The sequence below is a fragment of the Alteromonas sp. CNT1-28 genome (assembly GCF_022348345.1).
Lineage (GTDB): Bacteria > Pseudomonadota > Gammaproteobacteria > Enterobacterales > Alteromonadaceae > Alteromonas > Alteromonas macleodii.
The window spans coordinates 125,727-151,787 of record NZ_JAKREZ010000007.1; the positions used below are offsets into that span (position 1 = coordinate 125,727).

The 26,061-nt window shown below is 44.9% G+C and carries 26 protein-coding genes; 12 read left to right on the forward strand and 14 right to left on the reverse strand.

Annotated features, from left to right (window positions below):
- Positions 1–214: 214 nt before the first annotated feature.
- Entirely contained in the window at positions 215–856 is a 642-nt protein-coding gene (locus tag MHN02_RS06835; protein WP_239245210.1) for a glutathione S-transferase family protein, read from the reverse strand.
- A 419-nt stretch (positions 857–1,275) separates the two neighbouring features.
- Here MHN02_RS06835 and sodC point away from each other — a divergent pair, with 419 nt between their 5' ends.
- Entirely contained in the window at positions 1,276–1,821 is a 546-nt protein-coding gene (gene sodC, locus MHN02_RS06840) for a superoxide dismutase [Cu-Zn] SodC (RefSeq protein WP_239245212.1), read from the forward strand.
- 156 nt (positions 1,822–1,977) lie between these two features.
- Here sodC and MHN02_RS06845 read toward each other — a convergent pair whose 3' ends face one another.
- Positions 1,978–2,412: an OsmC family protein gene (locus MHN02_RS06845; protein WP_061486425.1), complete on the reverse strand. Its 435-nt coding sequence runs from the start codon at positions 2,410–2,412 to the stop codon at positions 1,978–1,980.
- A gap of 430 nt (positions 2,413–2,842) precedes the next feature.
- Between MHN02_RS06845 and msrA the strand changes: the two genes are divergently transcribed.
- Positions 2,843–3,454, forward strand: coding sequence for a peptide-methionine (S)-S-oxide reductase MsrA (msrA, locus tag MHN02_RS06850; protein ID WP_061486426.1), 612 nt, complete (start codon positions 2,843–2,845; stop codon positions 3,452–3,454).
- A gap of 28 nt (positions 3,455–3,482) precedes the next feature.
- On the opposite strand, the gene MHN02_RS06855 is transcribed toward msrA, so the two are convergent.
- The 3 genes from MHN02_RS06855 to MHN02_RS06865 are packed head-to-tail and all read right to left on the reverse strand — an operon-like array spanning position 3,483 to position 5,024.
- On the reverse strand, positions 3,483–3,824 hold the full coding sequence (locus MHN02_RS06855) for an AzlD domain-containing protein (protein WP_014950476.1): 342 nt from the start codon (positions 3,822–3,824) through the stop codon (positions 3,483–3,485).
- On the reverse strand, positions 3,814–4,536 hold the full coding sequence (locus MHN02_RS06860) for an AzlC family ABC transporter permease (protein ID WP_239245214.1): 723 nt from the start codon (positions 4,534–4,536) through the stop codon (positions 3,814–3,816). Before MHN02_RS06860 ends, MHN02_RS06855 begins: the two co-directional genes overlap by 11 nt.
- Positions 4,533–5,024 (reverse strand): helix-turn-helix transcriptional regulator, encoded by a 492-nt coding sequence (locus MHN02_RS06865; protein ID WP_080589203.1) that lies wholly within the window; start codon positions 5,022–5,024, stop codon positions 4,533–4,535. Before MHN02_RS06865 ends, MHN02_RS06860 begins: the two co-directional genes overlap by 4 nt.
- 643 nt (positions 5,025–5,667) lie before the next feature.
- On the opposite strand from MHN02_RS06865, the gene MHN02_RS06870 reads away from it, so the two are divergent.
- Positions 5,668–6,927 carry an MFS transporter gene (locus MHN02_RS06870; RefSeq protein ID WP_061095740.1) on the forward strand — a complete coding sequence of 420 codons (1,260 nt, stop codon included), beginning with the start codon at positions 5,668–5,670 and terminating at the stop codon, positions 6,925–6,927.
- Between the two features lie 60 nt (positions 6,928–6,987).
- Here the strand turns inward: MHN02_RS06870 and MHN02_RS06875 are convergent, their stop codons facing one another.
- Positions 6,988–7,341 carry an RNA-binding protein gene (locus tag MHN02_RS06875; protein WP_101565627.1) on the reverse strand — a complete coding sequence of 118 codons (354 nt, stop codon included), beginning with the start codon at positions 7,339–7,341 and terminating at the stop codon, positions 6,988–6,990.
- 44 nt (positions 7,342–7,385) lie between these two features.
- Complete coding sequence (gene yaaA / locus MHN02_RS06880) at positions 7,386–8,162, reverse strand: peroxide stress protein YaaA (protein WP_239245216.1); 777 nt, start codon at positions 8,160–8,162, stop codon at positions 7,386–7,388.
- Between the two features lie 593 nt (positions 8,163–8,755).
- On the opposite strand from yaaA, the gene tal reads away from it, so the two are divergent.
- The 3 genes from tal to MHN02_RS06895 all read left to right on the forward strand — a co-directional run bounded on the left by tal (position 8,756) and on the right by MHN02_RS06895 (position 11,918).
- Positions 8,756–9,715 (forward strand): transaldolase, encoded by a 960-nt coding sequence (tal, locus tag MHN02_RS06885; RefSeq protein ID WP_039226298.1) that lies wholly within the window; start codon positions 8,756–8,758, stop codon positions 9,713–9,715.
- Positions 9,716–9,729: 14 nt separating this feature from the next.
- A complete protein-coding gene (pgi, locus tag MHN02_RS06890) occupies positions 9,730–11,379 on the forward strand; it encodes a glucose-6-phosphate isomerase (protein WP_049586025.1) in 1,650 nt (549 codons plus the stop codon).
- Positions 11,380–11,741: 362 nt separating this feature from the next.
- Positions 11,742–11,918: a DUF3545 family protein gene (locus MHN02_RS06895; protein WP_012519516.1), complete on the forward strand. Its 177-nt coding sequence runs from the start codon at positions 11,742–11,744 to the stop codon at positions 11,916–11,918.
- A gap of 258 nt (positions 11,919–12,176) precedes the next feature.
- Here MHN02_RS06895 and ung read toward each other — a convergent pair whose 3' ends face one another.
- The 5 genes from ung to MHN02_RS06920 all read right to left on the reverse strand — a co-directional run bounded on the left by ung (position 12,177) and on the right by MHN02_RS06920 (position 19,002).
- Positions 12,177–12,848 (reverse strand): uracil-DNA glycosylase, encoded by a 672-nt coding sequence (gene ung, locus MHN02_RS06900; protein WP_049586024.1) that lies wholly within the window; start codon positions 12,846–12,848, stop codon positions 12,177–12,179.
- Positions 12,848–14,131: a threonine synthase gene (thrC, locus tag MHN02_RS06905; protein ID WP_049586023.1), complete on the reverse strand. Its 1,284-nt coding sequence runs from the start codon at positions 14,129–14,131 to the stop codon at positions 12,848–12,850. Before thrC ends, ung begins: the two co-directional genes overlap by 1 nt.
- Positions 14,132–14,249: 118 nt before the next feature.
- Positions 14,250–15,194: a homoserine kinase gene (gene thrB / locus MHN02_RS06910; RefSeq protein WP_014950486.1), complete on the reverse strand. Its 945-nt coding sequence runs from the start codon at positions 15,192–15,194 to the stop codon at positions 14,250–14,252.
- Between the two features lie 170 nt (positions 15,195–15,364).
- Positions 15,365–17,830: a bifunctional aspartate kinase/homoserine dehydrogenase I gene (gene thrA, locus MHN02_RS06915; protein WP_168462931.1), complete on the reverse strand. Its 2,466-nt coding sequence runs from the start codon at positions 17,828–17,830 to the stop codon at positions 15,365–15,367.
- Between the two features lie 293 nt (positions 17,831–18,123).
- Positions 18,124–19,002: a LysR substrate-binding domain-containing protein gene (locus tag MHN02_RS06920; RefSeq protein ID WP_239245218.1), complete on the reverse strand. Its 879-nt coding sequence runs from the start codon at positions 19,000–19,002 to the stop codon at positions 18,124–18,126.
- A gap of 189 nt (positions 19,003–19,191) precedes the next feature.
- Here MHN02_RS06920 and MHN02_RS06925 point away from each other — a divergent pair, with 189 nt between their 5' ends.
- On the forward strand, positions 19,192–20,349 hold the full coding sequence (locus MHN02_RS06925) for an S-(hydroxymethyl)glutathione dehydrogenase/class III alcohol dehydrogenase (protein WP_014950490.1): 1,158 nt from the start codon (positions 19,192–19,194) through the stop codon (positions 20,347–20,349).
- 54 nt (positions 20,350–20,403) lie between these two features.
- On the opposite strand, the gene MHN02_RS06930 is transcribed toward MHN02_RS06925, so the two are convergent.
- Both MHN02_RS06930 and MHN02_RS06935 read right to left on the reverse strand, forming a co-directional pair.
- Positions 20,404–21,048 (reverse strand): response regulator transcription factor, encoded by a 645-nt coding sequence (locus MHN02_RS06930; protein ID WP_239245220.1) that lies wholly within the window; start codon positions 21,046–21,048, stop codon positions 20,404–20,406.
- Positions 21,045–22,358 carry a histidine kinase gene (locus MHN02_RS06935; RefSeq protein WP_239245222.1) on the reverse strand — a complete coding sequence of 438 codons (1,314 nt, stop codon included), beginning with the start codon at positions 22,356–22,358 and terminating at the stop codon, positions 21,045–21,047. Before MHN02_RS06935 ends, MHN02_RS06930 begins: the two co-directional genes overlap by 4 nt.
- Positions 22,359–22,531: 173 nt before the next feature.
- On the opposite strand from MHN02_RS06935, the gene MHN02_RS06940 reads away from it, so the two are divergent.
- From MHN02_RS06940 to arsH, 5 genes are all read left to right on the forward strand, one after another.
- The gene (locus MHN02_RS06940) at positions 22,532–23,299 is read left to right on the forward strand and encodes a hypothetical protein (protein WP_239245225.1); all 768 of its coding nucleotides are present in this window, start codon (positions 22,532–22,534) and stop codon (positions 23,297–23,299) included.
- Between the two features lie 170 nt (positions 23,300–23,469).
- Entirely contained in the window at positions 23,470–24,159 is a 690-nt protein-coding gene (locus MHN02_RS06945; RefSeq protein ID WP_239245228.1) for a hypothetical protein, read from the forward strand.
- A gap of 142 nt (positions 24,160–24,301) precedes the next feature.
- Positions 24,302–24,646, forward strand: coding sequence for a metalloregulator ArsR/SmtB family transcription factor (locus tag MHN02_RS06950; protein WP_041693540.1), 345 nt, complete (start codon positions 24,302–24,304; stop codon positions 24,644–24,646).
- Positions 24,647–24,817: 171 nt separating this feature from the next.
- A complete protein-coding gene (locus MHN02_RS06955) occupies positions 24,818–25,285 on the forward strand; it encodes an arsenate reductase ArsC (protein WP_014980113.1) in 468 nt (155 codons plus the stop codon).
- Positions 25,285–26,052, forward strand: a complete 768-nt coding sequence (arsH, locus tag MHN02_RS06960; protein WP_014950498.1) for an arsenical resistance protein ArsH — start codon at positions 25,285–25,287, stop codon at positions 26,050–26,052. The genes MHN02_RS06955 and arsH overlap by 1 nt, the downstream gene beginning before the upstream one ends.
- The last annotated feature ends 9 nt before the right edge of the window (positions 26,053–26,061 follow it).

Here is a 26,061-nt window from a genome sequence, read left to right on the forward strand (position 1 = left end):
CTTTGTTTTGCAGTTTGTGTCTAACAAAAAAAGACGCTGTCGTTTTGTGTTTTTTTGATTCTATATATCGCGTGACAAGCTCATTTAAACCTAATAATGCGTACCTGACGCCAGATATCAGGCTTACCGGCTGTACAATGCAATTCAGCGTTTACTTAATTAGCCACATCTTCACACGGTATCTATTCATTTAAGGTTTTTCAGGATGCACTGTTTATTCAGGCAAATGAGCCATCTCTTTTCGCCACGCCCTTTCATACGCCTCACGGCCTAACACACGTTGCGCGTACGCGGCTACATTGTCTATTTTACCGTTCAAAGTAATATCTAATTTACTACCTTTTGCCCACGCTAAAATATGACCGGCTATAATGTCGGCCATAGTAAACATGTTGCCACACACAAATTCTTTGTCGCCAAGCATAGAAGAAAATACAGGCAACACGCGCTTGAACTCCCACACCGCTACATCACGCATTTGTTCAAATCTTTGCTCTTTGGGCAATGCAAAGGTGTGCTTTGCCAAATTCCAAATCGGTTGCTCTAACTCATTGGTAAGAAACAACATCATTTCTTCATATTTGGCTCGCTCGAAGCTACCAGGCTCTGGAATGAATTCATGCATGCCGTGACGTTCAGCTAAAAAAGTGACGATAGCCGCCGATTCCGTCAAGGTACCTTCTGGGGTCGCAAGCGCTGGGATTTTAGAGGCAGGACTGATGGCTTTATATTCTTCTGAAAGGTGTTGCCCTTGTTTTAAGTCAACTAAGCTGTATTCAAAAGGTAAACCTAGCTCTTCCAGTGCCCATGCCACGCGAACCGAGCGAGTTTTCGGATATCCATAAAGTGTATACATACCTATGCCCTTGCTTATGTAATGTGAGCTAACTGTAAGTCGAATAGGAAGAAAGTGCTACTGCCATATTGTTACTGAGTTTTAACACTGTAACTTCTGTATGACAGTACCGCCTACTTATGGAGAGGCTCCATATCCAAAGACTATATAAAGAGGCTACCTTCAAAAAGAGTGAAAATAATAAGGAAAAGCCAAAAAGATAAGGTAATGGTCGGTAACTTTTTCACGTAACCAATATAATGATTTCCGTAAATGCCAGTAGCTATGCGCTAACACACAACTCGGTTGTCGCTTCAACGCCCTAGTATTCCTAGTCTTGCGTAGTATCCCTGAGTTATGCGCCACAATGGTTCACTTTATGCTCATCTCACTTCAATGCTTTTAACAAATTCGTTAATAATTGAGTGAAGGAGAACACGATGAAGAAACGTTTACTATCTACCTTAGCAGGTTCACTGACATTAATGTTAAGTGCGAGCAGTTTCGCAGGTCATCATGATAGTGATGGAAAAGAAGTGATAATGAATAACCTGGAAACAGGGATGAGCATGGGCTCAGTAGTGGTGAGCAGTTATGATGATGACGGTGTAGTATTTACGCCAAACCTGTCAGGGTTAACCCCGGGCATTCATGGCTTTCATGTTCATCAAAATGGTGATTGTTCACCAGCAATGAAAGATGGAAAAAAAGTGTTGGGCGGTGCAGCGGGCGGCCATTTCGATCCAGAAGATACCGGTAAACACCGTGCTCCTTGGTCTGAGAAGGGTCACGAGGGCGATCTACCCGTGCTTTATGTTGATGAAAATGGACACGCAACCCAGCCTATCTTTGCACCAGAGCTTGAGTTAGATGATATTGAAGGCCGCGCCTTAATGATTCACGCAGGTGGCGACAATTACTCTGATTCACCTAAAAAGTTAGGTGGCGGTGGTGACCGCGTAGCATGTGGCGTAATTGGGAAATAAACTAACGCCACCTCATGTTATGCAATCAACATTTTATACAAAAAAGCGGCTTCAAAAGCCGCTTTTTTATGCTTCACTTGATAAAAATAACTTGCCTGCTGTTGTCTAACAAAGCGAGTCCTATCTTTCGATAAGGGTAGTAATAGCCTTTATCTCTTATTCAATATTCAATCGGTATTCCAATGTGATGTTGGCATTAAGAAGTTGAGATACAGGGCAATTTTCTTTTGCTTCCTGTGCAATTTTCTCAAACTCATCTTCGGTAATCCCTTCAACCTCAGCATCTAAGCTTAGTGCCGATTGAGTTATTTCAAAGCCGTCATCGTTTTTCTCTAAACTGATTTTTGCAGTGGTATTTAACTCGCCGTCATTGTATCCCGCATCTGAAAGCGCAAAAGAAAGTGCCATGGTGAAGCAACTCGCATGCGCCGCACCAATTAATTCCTCGGGGTTGGTTCCCTTTCCATCTTCAAACCGCGTGTTAAAACCATAAGGCTGGTTCGATAAAGCACCGGTTTGTGTAGAAATGCTCCCCTTTCCCTTTTTACCTAGCGGTTTGTAAACTGCACTACCTGATTTGACTATCGACATATCATCTTTCCTTTCATTTTAACTAAACTGATTTTCATGTAGTTGGATAAGATGCAAGTGCTCTGCCGATCATAAGAAATCGCTCTATCCCTTGTCATAGCGGCTTTACAGCCTCATCTTGTAAATGGTGGAATCAGAGACAGTTTCCTCTTTGAAAGAAGACTACAGAGTGAGATGAAAATTTTACTTACATCCTTTTAGTCTTTTTCAGTACCTATGCTTTCGCGCAAAGCCTCAAGCTTCGCAATGTGCGCTTAGAAAAAATGTACGCTTGTAAAACAAAAATTGAATTAACTCGCTGCACCGCGATGAAATTAATTTCAGCTTAAACCGTTCTTTATTTGTTAACCGTATATCTTCGCAAACTGGGGTCTGACGAATTAAACGCGAAGGTCGCTACAACGTCAAACCAACACATAAAAGGTGAATGATGAAATTAACACTTTCTGCAGTTTTTATTAGCACAGCGTTGAGCGCTTCGGTTTTTACGCCATCAACAAGTGCCAACGAGGCCATACTAGCTGGGGGCTGCTTTTGGTGCATGGAGTCTGATTTTGAAAAGCTAGACGGGGTTACTGATGTGGTGTCGGGGTTCACTGGCGGAAGCGCGCCAAATCCGACTTATAATGGCAATCACAAGGGACACTTTGAGGCGGTAAAGATCACCTACGACGGCGATATGCTTTCTTATAATGATATTCTCGATCATTTTTGGGTGAACATTGACCCTTTCGATGACCGAGGTCAGTTTTGTGATAAGGGACCCAGTTACTTAAGCGCCATCTTTGTAGCAAACGATAAAGAACGTGCTATAGCAGAAAAAACAAAAGCTGACGTGGTAGCCCAATTTCCCAATAAAAAGGTGGTAACGCCCATACTCGATGCTTCTACCTTTTATCCGATAAAAGGCGACGAAATTGGCCATCAAGATTTTTATAAAAAAAGTCCCGTTCGCTATAAGTTCTACCGATGGAACTGTGGACGTGACCAGCGCTTGGAAGAAATTTGGGGCGAGAAAGCCTTGGGTAAGAATAAGTCTTAGCCCAGCAACTTAACATCTACGCCCAACGCTAAACCAAAGCGATACCAAAAGCCACACCAAAAGAAAGCACGCCGCAAAACACTGGCAGCCCTAAGCTTTTGAATTTGCGCCAAACAAGCACAGTGACAACAGTGCCTATTGCGGTTGCAATCCAACTCGCCGCTGACGGTGCTTTTGGAATAAGTGACGCTCCTAGCATAGCGGCAATCATTAACGGCCCTAACACGCTTAGCCACGTAGGTAAACGCGCCTCAGTGTTATTGGCCTTGTGTTTATTAAAGTGACGCTGAGTCCACAGCAACGGTACTACGCGCAATGCATATGTTCCGATGGCCGCTACAACAATAGCTATCCAAATATCAACGTGCATGAGATTGCTTCCTTTCAACGTGCGAGGTGAGAAGATAAAAGGTTATCGCACCGCATAGTGCTGCCAGTGGAATTGCAGCGTTTTTAAAGGCGCTGAGAGCCAAAAAGAGAGCCGCCGTCATTGTAACGAGCAAGGTAGCGCTCCACAGTTTACTTGAGAATTTAGGCGCGAGTAGCACAAGGAAAAGTGCAGGTAAGGCAAAGGGCATCACGCTGTCTAATATTGGCCATTGTTGGGTAAGGGAGTCCCCTGCGATACCGCCAAGCGCTGTCCCTACGATCCAACTAAGCCACGCCACCATCGATACACCTTTAAACCAATCTACCTTTTTAGCATCGTCCATTAGCGGCAAGCGAGTATGGGCTAGCGCAAAAATCTGGTCAGTAAGGCCGTGCATTAAATAGGGCCAAGCTTTACTTTGCGGTAAATAAGGCACCAAGTTGGGCGCATAAACCACATGACGTACATTAACTAATAACGTCATACAAACCGCTAGCCAAAGTGGCGCACCTGATGCCACCATGGCTACCAAAAGAAACTGCGACGCGCCTGCGTAAATGAATATGGAAATTAGCGTGGCTTCCAGCATAGAAAAACCGGCTTGAACTGCGATCACGCCAAATGAAATGGCTACCGGAATATAGCCACCTAACAAAGGTAACCCGTCAATAACCCCTTGCTTAAGTCCACTTTTTGATGAAAGTTGGCTCATTCCTTTGCCTCTTTGTGATAAACGATTGTGATAAGACATGTCGCCCACTCGTCTCCCGTTTTGTATACGTGGGGCAAATCAGCGTTAAATGCTAAACTTTGACCCGGATGCAGCCATTGAGTATTTCCACTATTCCCAGCTTCCAGAGAGCCGCTAACAACGGTAATCGTTTCTTCTGTTCCTGTGGCGTGAGCTTCTGCCTCTCGAAAAGTATTGGGTGCAACCGACATCCAATAAGCATCAACGTTCGGGATACCTTGTCCTTGCTCAATTAAACGAACTTCTACGCCCTTTTCTCCAACGCTTGCGCTAAGAGGCTGAACTAGCTGACCGAACGGAACGTCTAGTTGTTTAGCTAACCGCCAAATGGTGTCTAGCGTCGGGTTGCCGTTGCCCTGCTCCAATCTTGAAAGGTTAGATTTAGCGATACCTGCCCCTGCTGCCAATTGCGACAGCGAGACACCTTTGTCTTGCCTGAGTTTCTGCAAATGCCTTCCGAGGATGTTGAGCGTTGATTGATTCACACCTTACCAATTTAATGTTGTTCCATTTAAAGAACGTTCTATATATAGAACACCTCAAAGTCAAGAAGTTTGTTTTCAATGGAGGCATAGATACGGCGTTGTGCTCACGCCACGACTGGAATACGTGACAAATGTTAAAAGATGACAAAGTGATGAACTAAAAGGTAACCAATATTTGTGCACAGAAAACAGTCACCTTCGATTTTCTTAAACGCCCATTCGACTTTCTAACGCAAAAGGTCCGACGTGATTTATTAACAAAAGCACTACATTTAAATCGCTGAATTGATTAAGAAACCTTATCAGTTACCGTTACTTGCTATCTGAGCGATGCTACGATCTCTTGCATTAAACGAATACGAAAAGCACGAACCTGTGGGCTGTTGATCATTGCTAAATATTATCGATGATAAGGGCGACTATTCGAAGAGAACCGGCAAACACTCCGTTGAGCCGGTTTTTGCGTTTCATCAAAGCGCTAGTCTGCTGAGTGTCTTTTATCTTTGATGACACACAGACATTGTAAGAATGCACAGCAAAGCTCAACAGCCCCTCGCTAAAACAGCCACTAAGTACGTGATTGAACTCATTGAACAAAAGGACGTTTATGACGAATCAAACTGACAAGATTCTTTCTGACCAAGCCTCTTCAAAGCAGGCATCTTCAGAGCAGCCCTCAGCGTTGGGTGAATACTCACTGGCCACTATAACCTTTTGGCTGGCTTTCGGAACCTTTGTGATTGGTTGCAGTGAATTTGCGGCAATGGGTTTATTACCTTACTTTGCAGAAGATTTTGGCATTACTGAAAATGTCGCCGGTCACGCAATTAGTGCTTATGCCATTGGTGTTGTAGTGGGCGCGCCGCTTATCACTATCTTTTTTTCCAGGCTTGCAAGACGCACCATGCTTATTTCAATGATGGTATTTTATGCTGGCGGAAACTTGCTAACAGCACTAGCGTGGTCAGAATGGACAATGAACATAGCGCGCTTTATTGCTGGCCTACCTCATGGCGCTTACTTCGGCATTGCCATGCTCTTTGCTGCAGACATTGCCGGTAAGAATAAACGGGCGCAAGCGGTCAGTAACGTCATTTTAGGCTTGGCTATTGCCAATATTATTGGTGTGCCGTCAATTAGCGGTATTGGGCAAATGTTCGGATGGCGAACTGGCTTCTTTATTATTTCAGCCTTTGCGTTAGTTACTGCATTAATGGTTTGGAAAACCGCACCGTACCGCGGCCCTAATCCAGATGCCAAACCGCTAACCGAGCTTAAAGCTCTGAAAAACAAAGACGTGCTGCTGGTATTACTCATGGGCGCTATTGGCTTTGGTGGCATGTTCTCCGTGTACTCTTACTTCAGTGCCTCTTACCTCAATACAACCTCTTCACCTGAGTGGGGAATCTCGGCCACATTGCTTATCTATGGCATAGGCGTAACCTTGGGCAATATTATTGCAGGCCGCTATTCTGAAGGCAGGCTACTGACGTCAGCGATTACGTTTCAGGTTTTACTGGGCCTATCAGCTGCAGCTTACGCTGCGTCGATGGGGAATCCATACTTAATGGCAGCATCACTGTTTTTCATTGGTATCGGTGGTGGCATGGTGGTGCCGCTGCAAACAAGGCTTATGGACGTCGCTGGCGAGGCTCAGACTTTAGCCGGCGCCATGAACCATGCGGCTTTTAACACCGCTAATGCGCTTGGCCCTTGGTTAGCAGGAATGACACTGTCAGCGGGTTATGGCTATACATCAACGGGTTGGGTAGGCCTAGCGCTTGCCGGTGGTGGTGTACTGGTGTGGCTGGCCATAGTTATGACTGCTCGCAATACTCAAGTACAAACAGCAACCGTATCTGGTTAAATGAAGGTTTAGCGCTGACAACCTTCGTTGTCAGCGCTTGTTAGTTGTATTCCCTCGGTATTACTCGGCGTCGTTTTCACGCTCAGAGCTATTGCGAGAAGCACTTCCCCACACATCTTCGGGAATGTCTCTTTTGGGCGCTGGCGCACTAGCTATCGCTTCAGCCTGCTTCTTCTCTTGATTTGACCACTTAACACGAATTTTCTTACCGTCGATAACTTTGGCGTTAAGTTTTTCAATGGCTTTATCGGTTTCTTCTTGCGTGCTCATTTCTACGAAACCAAAGCCTTTCGATAATCCAGAAGCCTCATCCATCACCAAGTCGCACGACGCTATGGTGCCAAACTCGAAAAACAAGTCTTCAAGATTCTCCTGAGTAAATGTTTTAGGTAAATTGCGAACTAATATGCTCAAATTTATGTCCTACTTTTAAGGTGATTATGGATGAACGGGTGTTATTAACTTTCCTGGTTACGCAGAAACACAAGTTCCGTTGATGAACTTTGTTCTTCGCTAAACACATAGCCATCTACGTCGAAGTTTTTCAGACCTTCTACGTCTTCTACACGGTTTTCAAGAATATAACGCGCCATTAAACCACGGGCTTTCTTCGCGAAGAAACTGATAATTTTATACTGACCATTCTTGCAGTCTTTAAATGTTGGCGTAATGATCATGCCATCTAAAGATTTTTTCTTCACTGCTTTAAAGTACTCATTTGAAGCAAGGTTGATCAACACATTTTCACCCTGTTCTTCTAATGCCTTATTTAGCATATGAGTAATGCGATCATCCCAAAACGCATACAGGTCTTTACCTTCAGGGTTTGCTAATTTAGTGCCCATTTCTAAACGATAGGCCTGCATTAAGTCTAGAGGACGAAGCAATCCGTATAGGCCAGACAGAATTCGAAGATGTTTTTGCGCATATTCGACCGTTCCGCTATCAAGCGAGTAAGCATCTAACCCAGTGTACACATCACCATTAAACGCATACATTGCTTGGCGTGCATTATCGGGCGAAAACGGCGTAGAAAACTCAGCAAAACGGTTGGCGTTCAACGTTGCTAACTTGTCGCTTATCTTCATCAGCGATGATAAGTCAGCAGGCGATAAGGTGCGGCAAACTTCCATCAAACGTTCAGTGTCTTCAAGCATGGCAGGCTGAGTGAACTGGCTCACAGGAATTTCGCTTTCAAAATCTAAATTTTTTGCTGGGGATACTACAACTAACATTTCGACTCCTTAGGTTTAATACCAATCCGCATAGATCATTGCCGACTCAGAAGGCTCTGGCAAGTTTCCTAGCAAAGCGTGGGAATGCAGGAATGGCTGTTCCCTTTCAAATTCCCAGAATGAAGCTAGGAAGCTTGCCAGACCTTCCCGAAGGGACTATACCTGCGGTGACACGCCGCGATTACGAGCATTTTAACTCTCGCTGAGTGGGTAATGATCTATGCGGAATGGTATTACACTGGTATTGTACCACCTGATACGCTCCAAAAAGCAAAATGGCATAAGAAAGACGTAAATTGGCTTAACAGAGAAATCCGATTAGCCATTTTGTCGCTATTCAATGTATGAATTGTCACACGGGTTTGATATAAATAGCGTTACAAATAATTATTCAAACAATAATTGAGATACACCCTCCGTGAACGTACCTCAATTGCCAAAGCGCTGCATGTACCAGTACTTATTAAAGAACTAAGAACTGGTAAAAAAGAACGCAAGCGCGAAACCCTACACACGCGCAAGCGAACCGTTTTATTCAACTGGCTTTTCCAGCGAGTTGTCCAAATTTATTTTGATAAAGAACAGAGAGAATTATGAGCAATCAGTTAGCTTCATTACGTGATATCACTACCGTTGTTGCCGACACGGGCGACATCGATGCCATTAAAAAGTATCAACCAGTCGATGCCACAACTAACCCGTCGCTACTTTTAAAAGCGGCTGGTCTTCCTCAATATGCAAGCCTAATTGATGATGCTGTTGCATGGGCAAAACTTCAGTCAAACGACGCCGACCAGCAGCTTACTGATGCCGCAGACAAACTAGCGGTAGCCATTGGTAAAGAAATCTCTGCAACGATTCCAGGCCGAATCTCAACCGAAGTAGACGCACGCCTATCGTTCGACACTGCCGCTACTATCGAAAAAGCGGAACGTTTGGTTCAGCTATATGAAGACGCGGGTATCGATAAGTCACGCATTCTTATTAAAATTGCCTCTACTTGGGAAGGTATTCAGGCAGCAGAAGAGCTAGAGAAGAAAGGCATTCAGTGTAACTTAACGCTTCTATTTAGCTTCGCCCAAGCACAAGCTTGTGCAGAGGCCGGTGTTTATCTTATCTCTCCATTCGTAGGGCGCATTTTAGACTGGTACAAAAAAGCGACCGGTACTGAGTCTTACGCACCAGATGAAGATCCAGGCGTAGTATCTGTAACTAAAATTTATAACTACTACAAAGACCACGGCTACAATACCGTAGTGATGGGCGCAAGCTTCCGTAACATTGGTGAAATTCAAGCGTTGGCAGGTTGTGATCGTCTAACCATTAGCCCAGCACTGCTAGAAGAACTGGCAAACGAGCCTGGCGATCTAGAGGTTAAACTTAAAGACAATGGCGCTACAAAAACACCAGGTGACCGCTTAACAGAAAGCGAATTCCGCTGGGCAATGAACGAAGATGCAATGGCAACCGAAAAGCTATCTGAAGGCATCCGCAACTTCGCCGCAGATCAGGAAAAACTTGAAACCATGCTTCGCGAAAAGCTAAGCGCGTAAGGGCCATAGAAACCATGAGTGCTTTAACTTCTCTTCCCGAATGGAAAAAACTGTCTGAACTTGCTTCAGCGGTAAAAGATTCGCATATGCGCGACTGGTTTGCACAAGATGCAAATCGCGCGGATAAAATGCAGCTTGAAGCATGCGGCATTTTTCTTGATTACTCCAAAAACCGTGTAAACGACGAGGCGCTTAAAGGGCTTTTTGACCTTGCTCGAGCATGCAAACTAGAAGCCCTTCGCGACGCGATGTTTTCTGGTGAGCAGATTAACTCAACAGAAGGTCGCGCTGTGCTTCACACCGCACTTCGTAATTTCTCAGACCGTAAAGTACTGGTAGATGGCGAAGACGTAATGCCTGAAGTGCATGCTACGCTTGCAAAAATTGAAGCGTTTACTGCATCGGTTCACAGCGGTGAACACAAAGGTTATACCGGCAAGCCTATCAAGCACATTGTGGCAATTGGTATTGGTGGTTCGTTCCTTGGTCCTAAGATTATGACCGAGGCACTTAAGCCGCATACAGTCGATGCTGTGAAGGTTCACTTTGTTGCCAATGTTGACGGTTGCCACATTCACGATGTGCTATCTGGCGTAGATTTTGAAGAAACTTTGGTGGTCATGTCATCAAAGTCGTTCTCTACCCAAGAGACGCTTCAAAATACACTTACAGCTAAAGACTGGTTCTTAAAGTCTGGCGGTACACAAGAAGATATTGCTAAACACTTTGTAGCCGTGTCTTCAAACGTTAAAGCAGCCACCGAGTTTGGTATTAGCGCCGACAATATTTTCCCTATGTGGGATTGGGTTGGCGGTCGTTACTCACTGTGGTCTGCCATTGGCCTGCCTATCTCGCTAGCCCTTGGGTTTGAAAACTTCAAAGGCTTACTTGAAGGTGCGTTTGACATGGACACCCATTTCACAACCGCACCGCTAGAAGAAAACATGCCTGTTCTACTTGCACTGTTAGGTGTGTGGTACAGAAACTTCTTCGACGCGCAATCACACGTTTTATTACCTTACTATCACTATCTTCGCGGCTTACCAGCTTACGTACAGCAGTTAGATATGGAAAGTAATGGTAAAGAAGTGACGCAAGAAGGTGAGCACGTAGATTACCCTACTGGCCCAATTATTTGGGGCAGTGAAGGTACAAACGGCCAGCATAGCTTCCATCAGCTTATTCACCAAGGTTCTGGCGTTATCCCAGCAGACTTCATGTTGCCACTTAACGTTCCTAACCAGGACGACACGCATCACGCTATGCTTGCGTCTAACTGTTTTGGTCAAACCCAGGCACTAATGCAGGGTAAAACCTTTGAAGAGTGTTATGCAGACCTTGACGGTAAAGGCCTAGACGACGCTGAACGCAAACGCTTGGCCGCTCATAAAACCATGCCTGGCAACAAGCCTAGCAATACTTTCTTGTTTGATAGCCTTACGCCTAAAACACTTGGCGCGCTGGTTGCAATGTATGAACATAAGGTATTCGTTCAGGGTGTTATCTGGAACCTTAACTCATTCGACCAATGGGGCGTTGAGTTAGGTAAAGTACTAGGAAACCAAGTACTTGCAGGCATTCAAGGTGAGGCAGACAAAGATAATTTCGACGCTTCAACACAACAATTGATTGCCAAATTCAGAGCAGCGAATGCACCAAAATAAGGAATGCGAGGTGATTTAAAATCACCCAATTGGTGCAAATAACAAACTGAACGGCTAGCTTTTTCGGAAGCTAGCCGTTTTTTGTTGCGGTTTTCATCAACAATACGACAGACATTTTTGATATCCGTAACACTGTACAATTGATTACTAACAAAACAAATAGGATCAATTACATACAGTTATTGTTCACGCTTTAAACACACTGGACATTTCCTTACCGTTGTCATCATATCGTCACAATTTGTTAATAAAAGGTAAATTAAACTATTTTATTTTAGTGGCGGCTGTGATACAAAATTGTACAGAGGGAATTAAAAACAAAAACTCTGTATTAGTTGTAGTGGTATAAAAAGGAGATCCCAGTGGATAAATCAGATCTATTTGCCATGTTAGACATCGAAGCAAGCCCAGCAAAAACCAAAAGCAAAAAACGTAAGTGGAGAGAAATCGAAGCGCTACAAGATCGCTACAAATTAGAAAAAGAACTGGCCGAACTCGACTGTGGTTTCGAGTACGAGCTAGAGACACTGGAAAGATAAAACGAAGGCCGCCTGTTACACAGGCGGCCTTTTTACTTTCTAGCGTGCTGTAAATGCTTCACTTGCAAGCATGGTGTCTCTTCGCTGGCTCTATGTAATAGCGTATTAGCTAAGGAATATGCTCTGTGCCTAATTGCGGCCAGACCGCATAACATGTCTCATAGCTATTTAGGCATTTATCTAGTGAGCTAGCTATTGATAGGGCGCTGAATGGGGCAATCACACTTGCTGTGTGGCTAGCTGCTATTTGTGCCAGTACTATACCTGCCAATTAATGGGTTCTTTGCCCTTAGCAATAAGGTATTCGTTTGTTTGGCTGAAGTGTTTGCAACCTAAAAAGCCTCTGTGTGCTGAGAGTGGCGACGGATGAGGCGCATGTAAAACGTGGTGTTTTTCACGGTTAATGTGCTTACCTTTCTTTTGCGCATGGCTTCCCCACAGAAGAAACACAACGTTTTGGCAGTGCTCATTGACCACATCGATAACCTTATCGGTGAAGGTTTCCCATCCCCATTTCGCGTGGCTATGTGCTTTGCCCTGCTCAACGGTCAATACAGTATTAAGTAGCAATACGCCCTGCTCCGCCCACGACGTCAGCGTGCCGTGATTAGGCTCGGTGAAACCATCAATGTCAGACAACAGCTCTTTGTACATATTTTTAAGCGATGGCGGTGTTTTAACGCCAGCTTTTACTGAAAAACAAAGTCCATGGGCTTGATTAGGACCGTGGTACGGATCTTGACCTAAGATCACGACTTTTACTTCGTCTAGCGGCGTGTATTTAAGCGCATTGAATACGTCAGACAGAGGCGGGTAGATAACGCTTCCCGCTTCACGAGCGTGCTTCACGCGCTCAAGCAACGTAACAAAATAGTCTTTTTGCTTTTCATCACCAAGCGCGCTTTGCCATGTTGTAGCCGAGGGTGTCATTACTTAAGCAAATCCATCATATGCTGCTTAAGTGCCTCGTAAGACGCTGGCAAGTCTACCGCTAAGCTGTCTTCGCCTGCTACATCGGCCAACGCTTTCGGTAAGCTGATTGGATTACCTAGCACGTTTTCAACGGTTTCTCTGAACTTAGCCGGGTGCGCTGTTCCTAAGAACAAACCAATTTCGCCGTCTTCTAAGTCATGACTTACTGCGCGATAGGCAATCGCGGCATGTGGCTCGCTGGTATAGCCTTGTTGCGCTAATTGACGCATAGCAAGCTGCGTATATTCTTCGTCAACCATCTCACCTTTAAGACACGCTTTGTCGATATAGCCACGCTCAATAAGCGCCTCTATTCGCGGCCAGTTATTAGGCTGACTCACATCCATTGCGTTAGACATGGTCGCAACCGTCGCCTTAGGTTCCCACTCGCCGGTTTTAAGGTATCGAGGTACCGTGTCGTTTAAGTTAGTTGCTGCGATAAAACGCTTTATAGGTAAACCTAACGATTTAGCAATCATGCCAGCCGTAAGGTTACCAAAGTTACCACTAGGTACTGAAATAACGAGTTGGTCTCGTTTCTCTTTTGGCAACTGACTTACTGCTTCAAAGTAATAGCAAACCTGCGCTAGTAAACGGCTGATGTTGATTGAGTTTGCTGAGTTCAGGTGAAGGCCTTCACGTACGTCAGGGTCGTCAAACGCGGTTTTTACTAGTGATTGGCATGCGTCAAAGTCTGACTCAACAGCAACGGTATGAATATTACCGCCTAGCGTAGTGAATAGCTTTTCCTGCAGCGCGCTAATCTTGCCCTTTGGAAACAAAATAACCACGTTGATATTGTCAATGCCGTGAAATGCATGTGCAACCGCTGCGCCGGTATCACCTGAAGTCGCTGTTAGAATGGTAACTGGCTTCCCTTCGCTAATACGCGACAGGGTTTGCGCCATAAAGCGGCCGCCAAAATCTTTAAACGCCAGCGTTGGGCCATGGAAAAGCTCTAAGCAGTATACGTTATCGTTGACCTGCTCAACTGGTGCACCAAAAGCAAATGCGGTCTGAACAATTTCTTCTAGCTCGCCATTATTCAGCTCATCGCCGATAAGGGCGCGAAGTACTTCAATACTGCGCTCTACAAATGGCTTTTCCAACAATTCGTCAATATTGTCTAGGGTAGGAATATGCTCTGGAAAATAAAGCCCTTGGTTTTTACCTAAGCCCCGCTTAACGGCTTCAGCAAAATTTGCTGTGTCCGATGAATCTTTTAAATTTACCAATTCCACTTGCTGTTACCTTTTTATGTGGGCAAGTACTCTGCCCTTTTAATCTTTTAAAAAATAATTGTGCTTTTAGGAAATCATTTGCCTTTAAGAAACCATATACCTTAAAAAGCTATGTACCTTAAGAAACAATGGTGCCTTGGCTTGGTATTTGGCACACATGGCTAAAGCCATCTTCATTTTGAATGTAGTTCTCTGTTAAATAGGCGGCGACTTTTTCCGCCTGCGCTTTACTTGGACACACGGCAAAAACCGTAGGTCCCGAGCCAGAAATACCAAAAGCGAGCGCACCCGCTTGCTCACTAAACGCACGAGCGTCATCAAAGCCAGGCAGTAGCGATTTTCTGTAAGGTTCGGCTATGACATCGTTCATTACCGATGCTGCCAAATCAAAGTTACCTACATGTAAGGCGTGTACAAACACACCTAGCTGTCGACCAAAGGTTAGTGCCGTCGCCATTTCCACCTGTTTAGGTAAGATATCGCGAGCCGCCGCCGTTGATACGCTAATGCCTGAATAACAGACTGCATAGTACCATTCGTCGTTTAACGGCAACGACAGCGTGACAGGCGCATCGCTACCTGTCATTAACGTCATACCACCTAAGTAACAGGGAGCAACATTATCATAGTGAATACTACCGCTTATTTGGCCTTCTAATTCGCCCATCATTATAAGCAGAGTATCTTCATCGAACGGGGTGTCGAAGTAAGCATTTAACGCTGCAAACGCTGCCACAATAGAGCTTGCGCTTGAACCCAACCCGCTGCCTATTGGAAGGTTTTTATGAAGCGTAAGCGCAACAGGAGAGGTTGTTTTTCCAGCCTTTTCCATTTGCTCACAGAAATAGTGATAGCACTTAGTTACAATATTACTGTCTGCATCGCCCGGGAGTTTGTGAGCGAAGCGCCCCACCGTTTCTAATGAAAATGACTCAGCCGCCTTTATTTCAACTTCATCACCTAGCTTAGTGCCATCAACAGGCGCAAGCGCTGCGCCCAGTACGTCAAAGCCTAAGCTCACATTTCCTATTGATGCCGGCGCGAAGGCCGTGAATGCTTTCATATTATTACTCTTACTTCGCTTGTGGCGTGCTCTTTATATTAGCGCTTCAAATTAGCTCAATAAATTAGCGCTTTAAATCGATGCCACAACATTACTGGCCTAAGTCACACCTTCGAATATCTTACTTTAGCCGCCTATCTACGCTAAGCAAGCTAAGCGTTATTTAGCCCTTAGTGCGCCATTTGCTTCCACGGCATAGTACGCAGAATGTCAGCAAACACCCCTGCTGCTGTTACCGTACCACCTGCTCCATATCCTCTAATTACATAAGGGATTGGGCTATAGTAGTCACTGTTAATCGCCAGCGCGTTTTCACCGTCTTTTACCTGTGAAAGAGGGTTACTTGCCGGTACAGCCTGAATGCTTACTTTGCATTTTCCGTCTTCAATGCTGCCGATATAACGAAGTACTTTACCTTCTGCTTTAGCCGCTTCAACCTTTTCACCAAACGACGCATCTAACTCTGGCAGCTGCTGCATAAACTCGTCAATTGAACAGTCTTCAGCAAAGCCTTCTGGCAGTACAGACTCAATTTCAATGTCAGATAGTTCTAACGCTAAATCAGCTTCACGAGCCATGATAAGCAGCTTGCGCGCTACGTCCATGCCGCTTAAGTCATCGCGCGGATCAGGCTCTGTGAAGCCGTTGTCTTTGGCTGTTTGTGTCGCTTGCGACAGGCTCATGCCCTCTTCAAGTTTGCCAAATACATAAGACAAACTGCCCGATAGAATTCCTTCAAAGCGGTGTAAGGTGTCGCCGGCGCTGAATAGCTTTTGCAAGTTATCAATAACCGGTAGCCCTGCGCCGACAGTGGTTTCGTAAAGGTACTGACGATTGGTCGATTGCGCGGTCTTGCGAAGCTTTCGGTAGTAAGACATAGCGCTCGTATTCGCCTTTTTATTTGGCGTTACTACGTGAAAACCGCTTTCCATCATATCTACATATTGCTCTGCAATTGCTTCGTGACTAGTACAGTCAACAATCACCGGGTTTACCAGACTATTGTCATTAGCGAACTGATGCAGGCGTTCTACGCTTAATCCTTCGCTTGCCGATTCAAGTGCCGCTTTCCAGTCACCGCTTAAATCAATCCCTTGACTGTTTAACAGCAGTTTCCTGCTATTTGCAATGCCATAAACTCTCAGCTGTACATTGCGTTTTAGCAAAGCCGGCTGTTGTTTTTCAATTTGACCTAGCAGTTCGGTTCCCACATTGCCACACCCTACTAGGAATACGTCGATGGTATGGCGGTCAGAGAAAAAATTCTGGTGAATGACTTTTACTGCTTTCTTAGCACGCTTGCTTTCAATTACCGTTGAAATAGAGCGCTCTGAAGAGCCTTGAGCAATGGCTACGTTGTTTACGCGCGCTTGGGCAAGCGAGTTAAAGAAACGCGCAGCCAACCCTTTGGTTTGACGCATACCGTCACCAACCAAAGTAACAATGGCTAGGTCATGACGCACTTCAATAGGATCTAGCAATTGATTTTGAAGCTCTAGCGCGAACGCATCTTCAAGAAGCGTTAACGCTCGGCTGGCGTCTTTGCTTTGGATACAGAAACTGATTGAGTATTCTGAAGAAGACTGGGTAATAAGGCTTATTGAAATATTGGCGTTCGACATCACCTCAAACACACGGCTTGCCATACCTACCATGCCTTTAAGGCCAGGGCCTGCAACGTTAAACATAGTGACGTTATCAAGCTGTGAAATACCTTTAACTGACGTCCACACCTCGCTTTTTTCATTGCTGATTAGCGTACCTGGCGCAGCTGGGTTTAGTGTGTTTCTGATCAAACAAGGGATGTGGTGTTGGGCAATAGGACCGATAGTTTTCGGATGAAGTACCTTGGCACCGAAATAAGACAGCTCCATCGCTTCTTGATAGGTAAGCTTGTCTAACAGCACTGCCCCTTCAACTTGGTTCGGGTCAGCGTTATAAACACCATCTACGTCTGTCCAAATTTCACAGCAATTTGCGTCTATACACGCCGCTAAAATGGCCGCTGAATAGTCTGAGCCGTTACGCCCAAGCGTGACTTTCTCGCCCGCTTCGTTAGCAGCAACAAACCCCGGCATGACCAGAAATTCACTGCCGTCAGTAGGCACATCTGAAAAGCGCGCTTTACTAAGCGACACATCGGCAATGCTGTCTAGGTAATCGCCTTCGGCCAGCACATACTTAACCGGGTCAATAACGCGATTAGCGATACCTTTGGCAGATAGCATAGCGCTAAAAAGCGTCACCGAGATGTACTCACCAATACTTAGAATACCGGCAGCGACATTATCAGGTGCAACACCAAGCAGCTTAATACCTTCAAGGTGCTGTTTTAATACGGAAAGATGACTATTAATGAATTCTACCACGCTTGCATGTGCAAACCCGTCGAGTTCTTCGTTTAGGTTGTTGGCGATGCCGGTAACCGTGTCGTTCAACTTATTGAATAACGGCTGGAAATCTTCACCCGCGGCTGCTTGTTCACATAGTAGTGAAAGCGCGTTCGTTACCCCCTTTGGGGCAGAGAGTACAACCGCAGCACCGTCGGTTTGGTGGGTTGCCGTGCTAATTTCCATAACGCGCATGTATCGCGGTGCATCGGCTAGAGAAGAACCCCCAAACTTTAAGACTTTCATATGCTGCTCCTTAAGGTTACGCATGCTAAAACGTGTGTAAAAAAAAGCCCGCTCTGTGTTAGGCGGGCTTTCGTTGTCTTTTGCTTACTTGCACTAGTCAGCGACCGCCCTTTTTAAGGTGGTAATTAACATAATGGTGGTGCGAGTAAGTAGAATCTTTTTCATACAAGCAATTTGCCGTATAGACGTCTATATGTCAACCGCAGTTTTCACTACACTGTATTGCAAAAAGTGCAACACTCTACACGGAATATTGCTTATTAAGGCACACAAGGCTTACTTTGTTTGTTTTCCTAGCGATCATCCATGATATTTTGGGCAAGGAAATCAACCAGTAAACGAATCTTTGGCGCAACATTTCTATTGGAAGGAAATACTGCCCAAATAGCTTCTTGCTTGTCTTTATATTCTGGTAATACCTCTATCAATTCGCCGCGTGCCAATGCTTCACGCACATAAAACCCAGGTAGCTGGGTAAGCCCCAATCCTGCCAAAGCAGCGCTACAGAGTGCGTTGCCACTGTTGTATCGCACACGTCCTTGCACTGGCAACGTTTGCACTTCTTTATTTACAACGAACCTCCAGTTGGGTTGGGAGCCTACCAACAAAGTATGTTCCTTAAGCTCTTGTAGAGATTTTGGCATCGAGTGTTGAGAAAAATAGTCTTTGCTACCGCATACAAACAAATGACGTGTAGCCAGCTTTTTAGCAACAAGTGTCGAGTCTTCTAATTTGCCAATACGAATAGCGAGATCGAGACCAAGCTCCACAATATCGAGCTTTTCGTTTGAGAACGTGCATTGCACGCTAATGCCAGCGTACTTCTGCATAAAGGTATTGAGCAAAGGCGCGATGAAGGCTTCGCCAAACGCTACGGGAGCGGTAAGTTTAATTAGCCCTAGCGGCGATGCTTGCAGTGCGCTCACAGCTAGCTGGGCATCTTCGAGCGCCTTTAACGCGGGCATTGCCTGCTGAAAATACTGCGTACCCGCTTCAGTAAGTGAAACACTTCGCGTAGTACGCTGTAATAATTTTACGCCTAGCTGCTTTTCAAGTGATGCGACTTTACGGCTTATCTGCGCAACTGACGTATCGAGCTTATTTGCAGCCCCGGTAAAATTGCCAACGTCAGCTACGGCACAAAACTCGGCTATGCCTTCTAGATATTTCATTATCGCCACTCGCTAGTTTAGCGTTGTTCATCACAGCGCTGATTTATTTAAGTACATTTTATTTTTCCAAATCAATTATTACAAATATGAAATAGTGATTTACTCAAACCGTATTTATCATTAGTAATCCGTCTCCTATACTTTGGCCTATAAAACATCATCAAATATTTATGATTAAGGAGTCATTACATGACATCGTTTAAAGATTCGTTGCAAGAAGGTCAAACTCACATCAAGTCAAAAGCTGCGGTGGCTTGGGGCCCGGGTGAGCCGTTAAAGATGGAAGAAGTTGACGTAGAGCTTCCTAAGAAAGGCGAGGTACTTGTACGCATCGTTGCAACTGGCGTATGCCACACTGATGCATTTACACTATCCGGTGATGATCCTGAAGGCGTATTCCCTTCAATTCTAGGCCACGAAGGTGGTGGTATTGTTGAAATGGTCGGTGAAGGTGTAACCAGCGTAGAAGTTGGCGATCACGTTATTCCTCTTTACACCGCAGAATGTGGCGAATGTAAGTTCTGTAAATCAGGCAAAACTAACCTTTGCCAAGCGGTGCGTGAAACACAAGGTAAAGGCTTAATGCCAGACGGCACAAGCCGCTTCTCAAAAGATGGTGAGCCAATTTATCATTACATGGGCTGCTCAACGTTTTCTGAGTACACGGTTTTACCAGAAATATCGCTGGCGAAAGTAAACAAAACGGCCCCGTTAGAAGAAGTATGCTTACTTGGCTGTGGTGTGACAACCGGTATGGGCGCCGTGCTTAAAACGGCGAAAGTACAAGAAGGCGACACGGTTGCTATCTTTGGGTTAGGTGGTATCGGTCTATCTGCCATTATTGGTGCACGCATGGCAGGCGCCGGCCGCATTATTGGTATTGATATTAATGAAAGTAAGTTTGACCTAGCAAAACAGCTTGGTGCAACTGACGTGGTAAACCCTCAGAATTTCGATAAGCCTATTCAGGAAGTGATTGTTGAAATGACTGACGGCGGTGTTGACTACTCGTTTGAATGTATTGGCAACGTCAACGTGATGCGTTCTGCACTTGAGTGCTGTCACAAGGGTTGGGGCGAATCTGTGATCATTGGTGTAGCTGGTGCAGGACAAGAAATTTCAACGCGCCCATTCCAGTTAGTGACAGGTCGTGTATGGCGCGGCTCTGCATTTGGCGGTGTTAAAGGTCGTTCAGAGCTGCCAGGTATTGTAGAGCAATACCTAAATGGTGACTTTGGTCTTCAAGAGTTTATCACTCACACCATGGGTCTTGGTGACATTAACAATGCCTTTGATTTAATGCATAAAGGTGAAAGTATCCGCTCTGTTGTGCATATGGATAAATAATTTAAGCCTTAGCTCGGAACACGTTAGGAGAAGCTCTGCTTCTCCTTTTATCGATTACAATATCCCCTGCTCTAACGCCTTGAGCACTGCCCTCGTTCTATCTCGTACACCAAGCTTAGCCATGACCGAAGAAACTTGGTTCTTAATGGTGCCTGTTGATTTGAACATCGCATCTGCAATTTCTTTATTACTGTAACCCGCAGCGATCAAACGGAGAATTTCGACTTCTTTCTCAGTAAGTGGCTCTGGATTTTCAAACGACTCAAATTCTACGTTCAGTCCTTTCAAGCCTTGCAACACTTTTTCGGTTACCGCGGGCTGAATCAGCGTTTTACCATTTTTTATTTGTGTAATAGTGTCAACCAGGGTTTCTAGCGATACATCTTTAAGCAGGTACCCTTTTGCACCAGCGCGCATAGCGCCGTTTACCAGCTCGTGATCGTCAAACGTAGTAAGCATTAGCACTGGCGTACTAATCCCTTTATCACTCAGTGCAAGCAAAGTATCGATACCCGATAATTTGGGCATGCGAATATCCATTAATATCACATCACAGTTTAAAGCGTTTTCACTATCAATGAGCTGCTGACCATTTTCGTATTCGCCAACAACTTCAAGGCTATCATCAAGCCCTAAAAGTGATTTGATGCCTTCCCTTACCAGCATTTGATCTTCAACTAATATAAGGCGTGTTTTCATTCGCCCTCCGGTATGTGAATTGCGATGCGAAAACCCTGCTCGGTTCGCTGCCAGCTGATAGTTCCATTTAGCTCATGAACCCGTTCCTGCATTCCTTTTAGACCATTGCCAGCCACCACACGACTTGAAGTGTCCGATTCCCTTGACCCTGCTTTCGTTTGAACGCCTTCTGTATAAGCGCCTTCTGAATAAGCATCTTCTGAATAGCTACATGGTGCTTTGTCGAAAAGCGGTATGCTACTTGGCTGTTCGCCACTTAGTGTCTTATCAGCAGCATGCGGCACCATACTGTCGTGCATTAGTAGGTTGTAAGCGCCGTTGTGTTGCGTCAGTGATAGGGAAAAATAATGCGCCTGTGTATGGCGTATCACGTTAGTTAGCGCCTCCTGCATACTTCGCAAAAGGCAATCGGCAATTCGCACGTTGGTTAACATTAAATTGTCGTCAATGTGCAGATTTACCATCGGCCTAGGCAAATCTTTAATTAGTGCGTTTACTGCTAATGAAAAATCAATAGCCGCATTTTCCCGAATGTCAGAAATCGCTTCTCTAACATCAGAGAGCAAAAGCTTAGCGATACTGTGGGACTGCTCAACGTGTTGCTTTATGGCTTGCGATTCAGTGCTCTCTAATAAATCCGCCTTTCTAGACGCGACTTGAAGGTTGATAGTAAGCGCCGTCAAATGATGCCCTAAAACATCATGAATGTTTCGCGCTATACGCAGGCGTTCATCTTGAGTAAGCGCCTGCTTCATTAGTTGCTGAGTACTTAATAATTGTCTATTAAGCGCGTCAGCTTCTTCACGTGCTTTCGATTCTTTAATGGCCGTGTTTGACATGATCATGGCAAATAAATTGAATGTCCAAAACAGCGCGCCGGTTAAGACAGCTTGCTGCTCTTGCCACACCCATCCTTGGATGAGGATGGTGGGCAAAGCCAATGGTATTGAAAGCACGACGCACGTTTTCCAATTAACATAATAAGGAAGAATTGCGGACCAAATAACAATGAAGATGGCAAGGTAAGCATAGGGAAGCAAAAACTGGCACAGTACCGCTAGTAGAAACATCGTCCATAACGTTGGCAGCCTTAACGAAGGCATACTATGGTCATGCCTACTGACAATCACAAAAGTCGCAGCTAGCATACAAAAAATAGCAATGGCGGAGAGGGTTCGCCAATGCATGAATGAGTATTGAAGATACAAGAAGTAAAGTGCAGAGCCGCTTACAAACAACCACGTAATGCATGCAGACGCGCGCTCAATATCGATGCTCTCCCGCCAATGAGCAGGGATTGAGATTTTCATTCGTTTCTGACTACCTATATCTTTTCGTTCTTATAGCGCTACTTTGACAAAAAACACGGTTCAATGCATAGGCCATAAGTCACTTTTTAATTCATGACTTCTGGCACTGTTGTCAATCTCGTGAAGTTATCACTATAAACCTACAATTTTGTTCATTGCCAAAGGAAAGCAAGATGCAAACAATTCATGGCTTTATAGTAGCGCTTCACGTTTTAACGGGTGCATTGTCACTTTTACTATTTTGGGTGCCTAGTTTTACGAGAAAGGGCGGAAAAGCCCACAAGCAATTTGGTAGTTACTATATAAAAGCGATGCTATTTACATCTGTTAGTGGCGTAATCAGCTCTACAATGGTGTTGTTTATTCCGCTAGTCATCTACCCAACAATGCCCGAGCACTTTGAGTCTGTTGCTTATTTCACTGCATACCTTAGAGGTCAATATATCTTTTTGCTGATGTTAAGCCTGTTGGTGTGGAACAACGTGAGGCATTCTGTAGCGGTGCTTAAAGTGAAGCAAAATCTTGAACAGCTGCGCACAATTGAATATTTATGGCTACCCGTACTGCTTTTTGTCGTCGCTTCCATTGCGTTGTATCAGGGTATTACGTACGGCATCACGCTAACTTGTATCTTTGCCCCTATTGCACTGTTAAATGCCATTGGTATTGTGCGCTATGTTTATCAAAAAGACATCGTTGCAGGTTCGTGGGTAACTGAGCACATTGGGCATATCATTGGCTCTGGTATTGGTGCATATACCGCATTTTTTGCCTTTGGAGGACGCGCATTATTCGAAGGCTCGCCGTCACTACAACTTGTCAGTTGGGTTCTACCTGCCCTTATAGGCGTTCCTTTTTCAATCTGGCTTAGCTGTAAATACAAACCAAAATCATCTGGTCGTAATACGTCTTCTTTAAAACCTAAGGTAGTGAAAAGTTAAACTTAAAAGTGATATATAAAAATTCAATTCAGCAGTTGTTATCAATGCCACGGTTAGGGCCTGTTTACATAACGGTGGCATTGCCACTTGGACAACAAGCCATCAAATGTGTAACGTAAGAAATGGCAATAACGCCACCACTAACCAGTGTGAACATCGAGCGCTAAATTATGAAAAAGCACCAATCAGCAGCACTTAAAATATTGAAAGATACACTGTCATTTCAAACGTATAAGCGTAGTCTCGCTGTCAGTGCGGCCTGTATTGGTTTAGGGCTAGGTTTAAGTGCACATGCGAACGCATATCATGAAGACAATTCAACACCGCAAACCAGTGACCAAGCGCAAATGAATACCAAACCGACACTTACAACGCTCACCAACTACCAAGAAAACGCGCCATATATGTTCTCTTCGGGCTTACCCGATGCCTCTCACCTTTCTTTACTGAAAGAAAAAGGAGTGACGCACGTTGTAGATTTGATCCCAGGGGATAGAACCAGTGAAATCTTAACTACCTCAAAATTAGGACTCGATTACTTTAATGTGCCCGTGGATTGGGAAGGCCCCACATTAGCCAACTTTTTAAATTACGCTGCGTTTATGCAAACCGTCGATATCAAAGAAGACAAGGTACTTACGCACTGTAAACTGAATTGGCGAGGCGCTGCTTTTACGTATCTATACAGAATTAACGTACTTGGTGAAAATGAACAAGCCGCCCAAAAAGACCTTATGGCTATTTGGCATCCGAATCCAACATGGTTCGCCTTCATGAACGAGGTAATTGCCCACTACAATGAGGTAAACGGTAAAGAAGTAGCGATGTCGTTCGAGGCTGCCGCTTCTGAAAACCACTAAATTTCTGGACTACCGGGAATAATGGCGGTCTAAGACCCTCTCGTTCCTACCAAACATATATGAAATTTCAGATTTGTCATTGACACATACGGAATTTCATATACGATACATCACATACGAAATTTCATATGTGATGTAATTTATGTCGACTTGTTCTGATTCTTCGCAGCTACAGCCTTTAACATTTTTCAAATGCTTGTCGGAAGACACCCGCTTAAAGACGCTACTTATGCTCAGTGTAAAAGGTGAGCTATGCGTGTGCGACCTTACTGATGCGCTTCAATTAAGCCAGCCCAAAATTTCACGCCATCTCGCTGACTTACGAAAGTGCGGTTTAGTTCTCGATACTCGTAAGGGTAAATGGGTGTATTACCAGCTCCATCCTGACCTACCCGCTTGGGCACTGGAGGTCATTAAGAACACCGCTATTCATAACAATGAATATATTAGCGAGGCGTTAGCGAATTTGTCCTGCGAGAATTGCTAGATTCCAAACTTTCTGAATGGCACAAAGACCGCTGCAAAAATGCACATCAGAGGTCAACAGGCCCTGGTGTTAATTGCAGCTTAATACGTCGCCAAGTATCTGTTTTTTCGAAGTCTTATTCTATTTATTACAGCTACCCACAGTAGCCTCGACCATTAAACAAGGTTTTATATGAAGATTTTATATATTTGTACGCACAACCGTTGCCGCAGCATTCTTTGCGAGGCCATCACTAACGCCTCGAACGGCAATGTTGAAGCTCGTAGTGCTGGCAGCCAGCCTGTAGGGGAAGTACACCCTCTTTCTCTTAAGTACCTTGCAGAGCGCGGGTTTAGTACAGACGGCCTTCAAAGCCAGTCGTGGGATGAATTTGAAGATTACGATGCTGATCTTGTTGTCACGGTTTGTGATTCAGCGGCGGGCGAGTCATGCCCTGTTTATTTCGGTAAATCTCTTAAGGTGCACTGGGGCTTAGAAGACCCGTCTAAGTTAGAAGGTAGCGAACAAGAGAAAGCAGAGGCATTCAACAACACCATCGATATTATTGAAAAGCGTGTAGCGGCATTAGCAGAACTTGCTGAGAAAAACTTAGATAAAGCAGCGCTTAAAGAGGCACTCTCAAAATTAGGAGCCCAGTAATGGGTAACAGTAAATCAATGAGCCAAGATATATCAAGCAACCAAGAAAGCTCAACGGCACAAAGCCCATCTGATAACGCGGTAATGGCGCAAATGCACAAGCCAATTATGGCTAACTTTGCATCAAGGTTCTCAGATCACAAGCCGCGTATTTTGCTACTTTACGGCTCGCTCAGAGAACGCTCGTACAGCCGCCTAGTAATTGAAGAGTCGGCGCGGTTGCTCGAATACTTTGGCGCTGAAGCCAAAATCTTTGACCCTCGTGGATTGCCGCAGCCAGATACTGAAGATGACTCACACCCAAAAGTGAAAGAACTGCGTGAGCTTATGATGTGGTCTGAAGGGCAAATTTGGTGTTCACCAGAGCGCCACGGCAGCATGACTGGCATTATGAAAAGCATGATTGACTGGGTACCGCTTAGCCTTGGCGGCGTTCGACCAACCCAAGGTAAAACGTTGGCGATTATGCAGGTTTCCGGCGGTTCACAATCGTTCAATGCGGTAAACCAAATGCGCATTTTAGGTCGCTGGATGCGCATGCTAACCATCCCTAATCAGTCTTCTGTGGCAAAAGCCTTTCTAGAATTTGAAGACGATGGTCGCATGAAGCCGTCACCTTACTACAACCGCATTGTGGACGTAGTTGAAGAGTTGGTGAAATTTACTTTGCTGACCCGCGACAACAAAGACTTTCTCGTTGACCGCTATTCTGAGCGCGTTGAAAGCGCAGAAGAAGTGAGTAAGCGTGTTAATCAAAAATCGTTGTAAAGTAAGACA